Raw genomic sequence first — 11,021 nt, forward strand, 5'->3', positions numbered from 1 at the left:
GGTGCCACTGCATTCCGAGGTTGCAATGAAGCGAACCCTGTTGCTGGCGGCCCTGGCCAGCGTTTCCCCGTACCTGCACGCCAAGCCCGAAGCGCCCACCATCGAGCAGATGGCCGCCTTCCCCGCCATCTCCAGCCTGTCGCTGTCGCCCGATGGCCAGCACATCGCCGGTCTGCGCGCCAATGGCGAAGAGCGCGTGATCGTGGTGTGGCGCACCGACGCGCTGGACAAGCCGCCAACGGTGATCGGCGCCAACCGCATGAAGTTCCAGAGCGTGTCGTTCATCAAGAACGGCCAGCTGGCAGTGGTGCTGTGGCAGCCCTACGACCTGCGCGCAGACCGGGTGACCAAGACCTTCGTCAGCAAGTTCTTCATCACCGACATCGAAGGCAAGCAGTGGAAGGAGCCGATCACCCCGCCGCGTGCCAGCAGCCGCAGCGAGGAACTCGAGCAGGCCCTGGCCAACGCCACGGTACTGGACACCCTGCCCAACGATCCGGACCACATCCTGGTGGTCAACGGCAGTGGCAGCAGCTCCGGTGACGTCTACAAGGTCGACCTGCGCAACTTCACCTCCCAGCGCATCCAGAAGACCGAAGAACGCGTGGCCGGCTACATCACCGACCTCGACAGCGAGCTGCGCGCACGCCTGCGCCAGGATGTCGACGGCACCGGTGCCTACGTCGCCACCGAATTCCGCTCGCCCGCCACGGGCACCTGGGAGGAGCACTTCCGCTCCTACGTGAAGAACCGCGACGTCAACCAGGTGATCGGCTTTGCCGATGACCCGAACATCGCCTTCGTGCTCAGCAATGTCGGCCGCGACAAGGCGATCGTGTACGAGTACGACATCAGCGCGCGCAAGCAGAAGGAAGTGCTGTTCGAGCACAAGCTGTTCAATGCCGGTTCGATGCTGATCAACCGTTTCCGCAACGGTGCGGTGCCGTTCGGCGAGATCATGGGTATCGGCTACGCCGGTCCACGCGGTGACGACATGCAGTGGACCTCGCCGCGCATGAAGGCGCTGGACCAGGGCCTGCGCCAGGCGCTGGGCATCACCCAGGAACCGCTGGCGATGGTCGACACCGCCAACGGCCAGCGCTTCACCGCCAACTACGATACCGGCGTGAGCCTGCGCATCCTCGACTACACCGCGGACCTTGCCAACGTGCTGGTCGCGACCTCCGGGCCGTCCAATCCGCCCGAATACCACCTGCTGCACAACGGCAAGCTGACCCTGCTGGCCAAGACCTACCCGCAGATCCAGCCTGCCGCACTGGGCCAGACCCGCCTGGTCTATTACAAGGCACGCGACGGGCTGGATATTCCCGCATTCCTCACCACGCCCAGCACCGAACTGTGCGGCGCCGGCCCCTGGAAGGCGGTCGTGCATCCCCACGGCGGGCCATGGGCGCGCGATGGCATGGACTTCGACGGCTCGATGTGGGTCCCGCTGATGGCATCGCGCTGCATGGCGGTGCTGCGTCCGCAGTTCCGCGGCTCGGCCGACTGGGGCCGCAAGCTGTGGATGGCCGGTGACGCCGAGTGGGGCCAGAAAATGCAGGATGACAAGGACGACGGCGCACAGTGGATGATCGACCAGAAGATCGCCCGCCCCGGCCACATCGCCATGTTCGGCTTCTCCTATGGCGGCTACTCGGCGTTTGCTGCCTCGGTGCGCCCCAACGGCCTGTACAAATGTGCCATTGCCGGTGCCGGCGTCTCGGACATCAAGAAGATCTGGTCGCGCTTCTATACCAATCCGTTCTTCCGCCAGGCCCAGGCCCCCACCGTGGCCGGCCTGAACCCGGTGGACAAGGCCGGCGAGATGAAGATCCCGTTGATGGTCTACCACGGCGATCGCGACCGCACGGTGCCGATCGAACAGTCGGAGTGGTTCGTGAACAAGGCGAAGGGTTCCGGCCAGCCGGTCGAGTTCCACGCCATCGCCGACTATGCCCACGGGCCGGCCTGGACGCGCCGGATCATGGCCGACCAGTTGCAGCTGATCGACGACTACCTGGGCAAGGGCTGCGGCGGCGGCGGCCTGTAAGCGTTACCGGCCCACAGCAGGGGCGCCCGCCGGGCGCCCTTGCACGTTCTGGCCCTTGCGCCCGGGCATGACCTTCGACACCCTTGCAGCGCAGGCCGGCGGCGTATCGTTCGGCCCACGGCCGTACCTGCGGCTCTTTCCTGACTCACTCGGCCTGGAGGCCAACAATAGTGATGACGCGCACTCCCAAGATCGTCCTGCTCAGCCTGGCCGTGTCGGCCGTGCTGGCCGGCTGCGGCAAGAACGAAACCCCGGCCAAGGATGCCGCGGCCCCCGCCCCGGCCACCGCCGAAGCCACCGTTTACAAGCTGGATGAGAGCAAGCTGCCGGCCTACAACGCCTTCCAGCCCAGCGACCTGGATACCACCAAGGACGCCTGCACCGCCTTCGGCGACTACGTCAACAGCAAGTGGCTGGCCGCCAATGAGATTCCGGGCGACCGCACCAGCTGGGGCGCGTTCACCATCCTCGACGAGCGTTCGGTGGCCGTGCAGCACCAGTTGGCCGAACAGGTCGCACAGGTGAAGAACCCGAACCACATCGAGAAGATCGTCGGCGACCTGTGGGCCACCGGCATGGACGAAGCCAAGATCAATGCCCAGGGCATCGAGCCGCTGAAGGCCGACCTGAGCGCGATCGACGGCCTGCAGGACAAGGCGGCCATTGCCAACTACCTGCGCAGCAGCGCCGCCAAGGGTGACAACGTCCTGTTCGGCTTCGGCGCTGAAGCCGACTTCAAGAACTCGGCCGTGAACCTGGCCTACGCCAGCCAGGGTGGCCTGGGCCTGCCGGACACCACCTATTACACCGACGCCAAGAACGCCGACAAGCTGAAGGCCTACCAGGCGCACGTGGCCAAGGTGCTGGAACTGTCCGGCGTCGCTGCCGCCGATGCGGCCAAGCAGGCCGAGGACGTGGTCAAGTTCGAGACCCGCCTGGCCAAGGCATCGAAGTCGCGCGTGGAGCTGTCGCGCAACGTCGAGCTGTTCTACAACCCGGTCACTCTGGCCGACGCCGACAAGCTGACCCCGAACTTCAGCTGGACCGAGTTCTTCAAGTCGCAGGGCGTGGCCGCGCCGGAGAAGTTCTCGCTGGCCATGCCGGCCTTCCATGAAGAAGTGAGCAAGGCGCTGGGCGACACCGATCCGTCGGTGTGGCGCGCCTACCTGCGCTTCCACACCGTGGACAGCGCCTCGCCGTACCTGGCCGATGCCTTCGTGCAGGAGAACTACGAGTTCTACGGCAAGACCCTCAACGGCCAGAAGGAACAGAAGCCGCGCTGGAAGCGCGTGCTGGGCACCATCGAGAACGATGCCGGCGAAGCCTTCGGCCAGCTGTATGTGAAGGTGGCCTTCTCGCCGGAAGCCAAGGCGAAGATGGAAGAGCTGGTGAAGAACCTGGCCGCATCGCTGAAGGAACGCATCCAGGGCCTGAGCTGGATGAGCGAGGAAACCAAGGCCAAGGCCATCGCCAAGTGGGAAACCTTCACCCCCAAGATCGGCTACCCGGACAAGTGGCGTGACTGGTCGGGCCTGCAGACCCAGCGCGACAGCTTCCTGGGCAACGTGCGCGCGGCCAACGAGTTCAACTACAAGTTCAACCTGTCCAAGATCGGCAAGCCGGTGGACAAGACCGAGTGGGGCATGACCCCGCAGACGGTCAACGCCTACTACAACCCGCTGCAGAACGAGATCGTGTTCCCGGCCGCCATCCTGCAGCCGCCGTTCTTCGACCCGAAGGCCGACGACGCGCTGAACTACGGCGGCATCGGTGCGGTGATCGGCCACGAGATGACCCACGGTTACGACGACCAGGGCGCGCGCTTCGGGCCGACCGGCAACCTGGAAGACTGGTGGAGCCCGGCCGACAAGAAGAACTTCGAAGGCCTGACCGGCAAGCTGGTCAAGCAGTTCGACCAGTACAAGGTTGACGGCCAGGCGGTGAACGGCCACCTGACCCTGGGCGAGAACATCGCCGACCTGGGTGGCCTGGCCACCGCCTACGACGCCCTGCAGAAGGCCAGCGCCGGCAAGGAAGACGCCAAGGTTGACGGCTTCACCCGCGACCAGCGCTTCTTCTTCAACTGGGCCACCGTGTGGCGTACCAAGTACACGCCGGAAAACGCCAAGGTGCGCCTGGCCACCGACCCGCACGCCCCGGCGCAGTTCCGCGCCATGGGTGCGCCGTCGAACCTGCCGACTTTCGCCGCAGCGTTCCAGTGCAAGGCCGGTGCGCCGATGGTCCGTGCTGGCGATCAGCAGGTGGTGATCTGGTAAGCCCCGGCTGACGCTGCGGCAGACCTGCAAAGGCCCGGGGATTCCCGGGCCTTTGTTTTATTGCCGAACCGCCATCCACGCATGGCGTGGATCTACTGATCCCGTCGCTCTCCGGTAGCTGCCGGCCTTGGTCGGTGAGAGCAGCGTGATGCGTGCATGCCGCGTCCATGCCCGGCTTGCTATAGTGCGCGCGCCCTCAATCCATCACGGATTCGTTCTACATGCCCAACTTCCGTCCGCTTGCCATCGCCCTGGGCATCAGCCTGGCGACCCTGGTCCCGAGCCATGATGCGTTCGCCGCCGCCAAGAAGAAGGCCGCGCGTGCCCCGGCCGTCAGCGCCCAGTGCAGCGATTTCTATGCGGCCACCAATGCGGGCTGGCTCAAGGCCAACCCGGCGCCGCAGGTCGGTGCCACCACCGCGCTGGGCCAGCTGGTCGAGCGCAGCCGCCAACAGCAGCGTGAACTGCTGGACGCCTCGATGAAGGCGCCGCAGGGCAACGTGCAGAAGCTGCTGGGCGATTTCTGGGCCAGCGGCCTGGACGAGGCTGCGGTCGAAGCCGACGGCTCCAATCCGATCGCACCGCTGTTGACCCGCATCAACGCCATCAAGAAGGCCAAGGATGTTCCGGCCTCGATCGCCGCGCTGCACCAGGTCGGCATTCCGGTGGCCTTCAACTTCGGTCCGGACGTGGACCTGAAGGCATTGGACCGCCACATCGGTTACTTCATGCAGGGCGGCATGGGCCTGCCCGATCCGGCGTTCTACACCCGTACCGACGCCGATACCGTGGCGTTGATGGGCCGCTACCGCAACTACGTCAAGCAGATCCTGGCGCTGACCGGCACCCCGGCTGCCAAGCTGGATGCCGAATCGCAGGCAGTGATCGCGCTGGAAACCGAACTGGCGCGCAATGCGCAGTCGCTGGCCGGCATCAACAATCCGTTCAACAACTACGCGCCGATCTCCACCAAGGAGCTCAACAGCCGCTACCGCAACCTGCAGCTGGATGCGTTCCTGAAGGCGCAGGGCGTGGACGACGACCTGGTCTCGCTGGCCGACCCGGGCCTGTTCAAGCAGCTTGACGGCATGGTCACCAAGCTCAAGCCGGACCAGTGGAAGGCCTACCTGCGCTGGCGCGTGGGTGACTCGATGGCGCCGTATCTGTCCAAGGCCTACCGCGACGCCGAGTTCGAATTCCGCGGCCGCGTGCTGCGCGGCGAAACGCTGCCGCCGCAGCGCTGGGAAGACGTGCTGGACGCGATCAACGTAGCCGCCGGCCCGATGGTCGGCCGCGAGTATGCCGCGCGTTACCTGTCGGCCGAAGACCGTCGCCAGGCGGCATGGATCGTCGACAAGGTGCGCGAGGTGCAGATCGAGGCGGTCAAGAACAGCAGCTGGATGAGCGCCGAGGCCAAGACCGAAGCGCAGGCCAAGCTGGCCGCGCTGAAGATCGAGATCGGTACGCCGCTGCGTGACCTCGACTACACGGTGCAGCCGATGGGCCGCGGCTCGTTCGGCGGCAACATGCTGATCGCATCGACCTGGCGCCACCGTGAGGAGATGCGCCGCATCGGCAAGGGCAATGCCGACCGCCGCTGGGACGTGCTGCCGCAGCAGCCGTCGCTGGCCTATGACCTGGCGCAGAACCGCCTGATCGTCACCGCTGCGATCCTGCAGGGTCCGGTGTTCAACGCCAAGGCCGACGCGGCCGACAAGTTCGGCAGCTTCGGTGGCCTGGTCGGCCATGAGCTGACCCGCGCGATCGACGCCAAGGGCGCGCTGGTGGATGCCAAGGGTGAACTGCGCAGCTGGTGGACCCCGGCCGACAAGACCGCCTGGACCCTGCTCGGCAACCGCGTGGCCGCCCAGTACGGCGCCTACGAATTCCCCGGCGTGAAGGGTGCCAAGGTCAACGGCACGCTGACCCAGGAAGAGAACCTGGCCGACATCGCCGGCCTGGAACTGGCCTGGGCCGCGTATACCGCGCAGGAACCGAAGGCCAAGCAGGCACAGCAGCAGGGCTTCTTCCGTGCCTGGTCGGCGCTGTGGGCACAGCAGCTGTCGCCGAACGAAGCTGTGCGCCGCCTGACCGCCGACATCCGTGCACCGGGCGTGTGGCGCAGCAACGGCACGCTGGCCAACCTGCCCGCGTTCGGGGCCACCTTCAGCTGCAAGGCCGGCCAGCCGATGCAGCGCAGCGAGGCCGAGCAGATCAAGGTCTGGCGCTGAGCCAGGGCTGACGCAGCACAGCAAAGGGCGCCTTCGGGCGCCCTTTTTTGCGGGTGCAGCACGATCCCGGGTTAACACCGGGCATGTTATCGCTGCGGCCTCGTCCATCGTGGAGCCCCGACATGGCACACAAGAACACGATCTGCATCTGGTACGACAGCGGCGCACTCGAGGCCGCTACCTTCTATGCCAGCATCCTGCCCGACAGCGCGGTGACGGCCGTGCACCACGCCCCCGGTGATTACCCGGACGGCAAGGAAGGCAACGTACTGACCGTTGAGTTCAGCGTCTGCGGCATTCCCTGCGTCGGCCTCAATGGCGGCACTGCGTTCAAGCACAGCGAAGCCTTCTCCTTCCAGATCCAGACCGAAGACCAGGCCGAGACCGACCGCCTGTGGAATGCCATCGTCGGCAACGGCGGCCAGGAGAGCCAGTGCGGCTGGTGCAAGGACCGCTGGGGCATTTCCTGGCAGATCAGCCCACGCATGCTGATCGAAGCGGTGACCAGCAAGGACAAGGCGCTGGCCAAGCGCGCCTTCAACGCGATGATGCCGATGAAGAAGATCGACATCGCGACCCTCGAAGCGGCAATAAAAAAGGGGACGGAGGGAATTAAGTCGTTTCTCCCCATCCCCGGCGCATCGATGCAGAATGCGACTTGATCCCCTCCGTCCCCTTTTTGCGAGGTGCAGATGTCCTGGGATGCGATCATCATCGGTGGCGGTCACAACGGGCTGGTCTGCGCGGCCTATCTGGCGAAGGCCGGGAAGCAGGTGCTGGTGCTGGAACGGCGCAGCGTGCTCGGCGGGGCGGCGGTCACCGAGGAGTTCCATCCCGGCTTCCGCAATTCGGTGGCCTCGTACACGGTGTCGCTGCTGCAGCCGAAGGTGATCGACGATCTGCAGCTGCATGCGCATGGGCTGCGCATCGTTGCGCGGCCGGCCAACAACTTTCTGCCATTGCCCGATGGCCGCTACCTGTTGTCGGCGCCGGGCCGTACCCAGGCCGAGGTGGCCAAATTCTCCCAACGCGATGCACAGGTGCTGCCCGCCTACGAGGCGCGGCTGGAGGTCTTCGCCGACGTGCTGCGTGCGTGGGCCCTGCGCGCGCCACCGGATCTGGGCATGGCGGGTGGTTGGCGCGCGCTGCCCGCACTGTGGCAGATGGGAAAGCTCGGACGCGAATTGTCGGCGCTGGATGCTTCACTGCGCCAGGAACTGCTGGACCTGTTCACGCTGTCGGCGGCCGAGTACCTGGACCGCTGGTTTGAAAGCGAGCCGATCAAGGCCTTGTTCGGCTTCGATGGCATCGTCGGCAACTACGCCAGCCCCTACTCGCCGGGCAGTGCCTACGTGCTGCTGCATCATGTGTTCGGCCAGTGCAATGGCGTGAAAGGCGCGTGGGGCCACGCGATCGGTGGCATGGGCGCGATCAGCCAGGCCATCGCAGCCGCTGCACGCCAGGCCGGTGCCGAACTGCGCGTGGATGCCGATGTGCGGCGAGTGCATGTCGAGCAGGGCCGCGCGGTCGGCGTGGAACTGGGCAACGGCGAAACGCTCCGCGCACACGCGGTGATCGCCAACGTCAACCCGAAACTGCTGTACGAACAGCTGCTGGAACCGGCGCAGGTACCGCAAGCAACCCGCGAGCGGATGACGCACTGGCGCTGCGGCTCCGGCACGTTCCGGATGAACGTGGCGCTGTCGCGGCTGCCGGACTTCCGCGCCCTGCCCGGCTCGGGCGAACATCTCAGTGCCGGCATCATCCTGGCCCCCAGCCTGGACTACATGGACCGCGCCTGGCTGGACGCACGCCGCGACGGCTGGTCGCGCGAGCCCATCGTGGAGATGTTGATCCCCAGTACGCTGGATGATTCGTTGGCGCCGCCCGGGCAGCATGTGGCCAGCCTGTTCTGCCAGCACGTGGCGCCGGTCCTTTCCGAGGGTCGGCACTGGGATGACCACAAGGACAGCGTGGCCGACCTGATGATCGCCACCGTCGAACGTCATGCACCCGGCTTCGCCGACAGCGTGCTGGGCCGCCAGGTGTTGTCACCACTGGATCTGGAACGCACCTTCGGCCTGATCGGCGGCGACATCTTCCACGGCGCGCTCAGTGCCAACCAGCTGTTCTCGGCACGGCCGATGGTCGGCCAGGCCGGCTACCGTGGTGCCCTGCCCGGCCTGTATCTGTGCGGTTCGGGCACCCATCCCGGCGGTGGCGTTACCGGTGCACCGGGGCACAATGCCGCGCAGGTGGTGTTGCGGGATCTGTGAAGGCGTGCCGACCAACGGTCGGTACCTACGGCGTCAAATGATCCTTCGGATCATTTGACGCTGCGCAGATGGTTCGGGCGATTCGGTGGGCCCGGCGGGCGGCGCTTGTTGAACGGCGGTTGCCCGCGCCAGTAGCGGATCAGCAGCCAGCCGAACAGCATGCCGCCCAGATGCGCGAAGTGGGCCACGCCTGGCTGCCAGCCGGTCATGCCCAGCACCAGTTCGCCCACACCGAACAGGATCACGAAGGTCCGTGCCTTCATCGGAATCGGCGGGAACAGCAGCATCACCCGCTGGTTCGGGAACAGCATGCCGTAGGCCAGCAGCAGGCCGAACACGCCGCCGGAAGCACCCAGCACCGTGGCCGGATTCTCCAGCAGGGTACCGACCAGCAGCTGGCAGACGCCGGCACCGGCCACGCACACCAGGTAGTACAGCAGGAAGCGCTTCTCGCCCCAGGTCTGCTCCAGCGGCGCGCCGAACATGAAGACCGCCAGCATGTTGAAGAACAGGTGGCCGAAGCTGCCATGCAGGAAGCCATAGGTCAGCAGCTGCCACGGCTGGAAGTTGCCGCCCGGCGAGAACGCATCGAAGCCCTGCTGCAGCGGTTGCAGCATGAACGGCTCGAAGGTCTGCATGCCGAGCAGGAACGGCTGCTGCAGCAGGAACAGGATCGCGTTGGCGATCAACAGGGCCTTGGTGACGGTTGGCAGTCGCGGGAACATGGGAGCACCGGCATGGAACGGCCTCCATCATAGCCGCAGCACTGCGTCTTGTTGGCGACCGGCAGGCGCGGCCTGTTCAGTCGCCCGCCACGCTCAGCCGGGGCCCCACACCGCGGCATCCAGCGCAGCGGCCGGATCGGTCGCCGCCATTCGCACCCGGCCATTCTCCACCACCACGCCCTCGGCACGCAACCGCTGTGACTGCTCGCGCCAGCCGGCCGATCCCTCCGCCATCGCGATGCGCCCATCCGAGCGCAGCACACGGTGCCAGGGCAGGTCCGGGTCGTCGTTCTGGCCGAGGATGCGCGCGGTCAACCGCGCCCGCCCGGGCAGGCCGGCACGCATCGCCACCTGGCCATAGCCCAGCACCTGCCCCGGCGGAATCGCGCGGATCACCGCCAGGATGCGTGCACGCGCCTGCTCCGGCGTCAGCGCCGCAGGCGGGTCACCAGCAGTACGCCGATCAGCACCAGCACGGTGCCGGCGATCTGCGCCGGCCCCATCGGTTCGTCGAGCAGCCATAGGCTCATCACGATGGTGGAAACAGGGCCCAGCATACCGACCTGCGCGGCCAGCGACGAACCCACGCGCTGCACCGCCAGCATGATCGCCAGCACCGGCAGCACCGTGCACACGGTGGCGTTGACCAGCGACAGCCACTGCACCGCTGCCGGTGCCTGCCACAGCAACGGCAGTGGATGGGTCACCGCGAAATGCAGCAGCACCAGCACGCTGGCCACACAGCTGGCATAGGCGGTCAGCCGCACCGCACCGATGCGCGCCACCACCTGCCCACTACCAAACAGGTACAGCGCGTAGCTGAGCGCACTGCCCAGCACCAGCAGGCTGCCGACGATGATCTGCCCGCCCTCGCGCTGCAGATCGTGGCCGAAGGCCAGCAGCACGCCCAGGTAGCTCAGCACCAGCGCACCGATCTGCCAGCGCCCCGGCCGCTGCCGTGCCAGCAGCACGTTGATCAGCAGCACCAGGGTCGGGTTCAGGTACAGGATCAACCGCTCCAGGGTCACGCTGATGTACTGCAGGCCCTGGAAGTCGAGCAGGCTGGACAAGTAGTAGCCGGTGAAGCCCAGCCACAGCACGCGGGCGCGGTCGGCCCAGGACAGCGGCGTGGCCCGGCGCGCGGCCCACAAGGCCATCAACACGAACAAGGGCAGCGCCATCAGCATGCGCAGGGCGAGCAGCGTGGTGGCATCCACGCCGTGGCGCAGTCCGAGCTTGACGATGATCGCCTTGCCGGAAGCGGCAATGGCGCCGATCGCGGCCAGGCCGATGCCGCCCAGCGCGATGCGTGGGGAGGCGGTGGCGATACGGGAAACGGGGCTGGACATCAGGACAGCGGCAGGCCGCACGGGGCGGCCAGGGAAGGCGTGGGGGCGCCCATTGTCGCATGGGGGCGACAGGTGCCCGTAGAGTCGAGCTTGCTCGACTGCCGCCTTCTG

General features: G+C 66.6%; 8 protein-coding genes. 5 read left to right on the forward strand and 3 right to left on the reverse strand.

From position 1 onward, the window contains the following. The first annotated feature begins 25 nt into the window (after positions 1 to 25). The 5 genes from N4G47_RS13615 to N4G47_RS13635 all read left to right on the forward strand — a co-directional run bounded on the left by N4G47_RS13615 (position 26) and on the right by N4G47_RS13635 (position 8,836). Positions 26 to 2,053 carry an alpha/beta hydrolase family protein gene (locus tag N4G47_RS13615; RefSeq protein WP_475287771.1) on the forward strand — a complete coding sequence of 676 codons (2,028 nt, stop codon included), beginning with the start codon at positions 26 to 28 and terminating at the stop codon, positions 2,051 to 2,053. 173 nt (positions 2,054 to 2,226) lie between these two features. Continuing rightward, positions 2,227 to 4,329 carry a M13 family metallopeptidase gene (locus N4G47_RS13620; RefSeq protein ID WP_475287773.1) on the forward strand — a complete coding sequence of 701 codons (2,103 nt, stop codon included), beginning with the start codon at positions 2,227 to 2,229 and terminating at the stop codon, positions 4,327 to 4,329. Between the two features lie 221 nt (positions 4,330 to 4,550). Further along, complete coding sequence (locus N4G47_RS13625) at positions 4,551 to 6,560, forward strand: M13 family metallopeptidase (protein WP_475287775.1); 2,010 nt, start codon at positions 4,551 to 4,553, stop codon at positions 6,558 to 6,560. A 122-nt stretch (positions 6,561 to 6,682) separates the two neighbouring features. Further along, positions 6,683 to 7,222 carry a VOC family protein gene (locus N4G47_RS13630; RefSeq protein WP_475287778.1) on the forward strand — a complete coding sequence of 180 codons (540 nt, stop codon included), beginning with the start codon at positions 6,683 to 6,685 and terminating at the stop codon, positions 7,220 to 7,222. Positions 7,223 to 7,252: 30 nt separating this feature from the next. Next, positions 7,253 to 8,836, forward strand: a complete 1,584-nt coding sequence (locus N4G47_RS13635) for a phytoene desaturase family protein (RefSeq protein WP_475287779.1) — start codon at positions 7,253 to 7,255, stop codon at positions 8,834 to 8,836. Positions 8,837 to 8,886: 50 nt separating this feature from the next. On the opposite strand, the gene N4G47_RS13640 is transcribed toward N4G47_RS13635, so the two are convergent. The 3 genes from N4G47_RS13640 to N4G47_RS13650 form a co-directional block, all read right to left on the reverse strand. Next, a complete protein-coding gene (locus N4G47_RS13640) occupies positions 8,887 to 9,561 on the reverse strand; it encodes a rhomboid family intramembrane serine protease (protein ID WP_008267505.1) in 675 nt (224 codons plus the stop codon). 93 nt (positions 9,562 to 9,654) lie between these two features. Further along, positions 9,655 to 9,993 carry an MGMT family protein gene (locus tag N4G47_RS13645; protein ID WP_249844968.1) on the reverse strand — a complete coding sequence of 113 codons (339 nt, stop codon included), beginning with the start codon at positions 9,991 to 9,993 and terminating at the stop codon, positions 9,655 to 9,657. Further along, positions 9,990 to 10,910 carry a DMT family transporter gene (locus N4G47_RS13650; protein WP_475287782.1) on the reverse strand — a complete coding sequence of 307 codons (921 nt, stop codon included), beginning with the start codon at positions 10,908 to 10,910 and terminating at the stop codon, positions 9,990 to 9,992. The genes N4G47_RS13645 and N4G47_RS13650 overlap by 4 nt, the downstream gene beginning before the upstream one ends. Positions 10,911 to 11,021: the final 111 nt, after the last annotated feature.

It is taken from the genome of Stenotrophomonas sp. GSD10 (genome assembly GCF_056172695.1).

Bases quoted from the DNA above. Each gene is read 5' to 3' on its own strand.
- N4G47_RS13615 (WP_475287771.1), top strand. From the start codon at position 26: ATGAAGCGAACCCTGTTGCTGGCGGCCCTGGCCAGCGTTTCCCCGTAC.
- N4G47_RS13620 (WP_475287773.1), top strand. From the start codon at position 2,227: ATGACGCGCACTCCCAAGATCGTCCTGCTCAGCCTGGCCGTGTCGGCC.
- N4G47_RS13625 (WP_475287775.1), top strand. From the start codon at position 4,551: ATGCCCAACTTCCGTCCGCTTGCCATCGCCCTGGGCATCAGCCTGGCG.
- N4G47_RS13630 (WP_475287778.1), top strand. From the start codon at position 6,683: ATGGCACACAAGAACACGATCTGCATCTGGTACGACAGCGGCGCACTC.
- N4G47_RS13635 (WP_475287779.1), top strand. From the start codon at position 7,253: ATGTCCTGGGATGCGATCATCATCGGTGGCGGTCACAACGGGCTGGTC.
- N4G47_RS13640 (WP_008267505.1), bottom strand. From the start codon at position 9,561: ATGTTCCCGCGACTGCCAACCGTCACCAAGGCCCTGTTGATCGCCAAC.
- N4G47_RS13650 (WP_475287782.1), bottom strand. From the start codon at position 10,910: ATGTCCAGCCCCGTTTCCCGTATCGCCACCGCCTCCCCACGCATCGCG.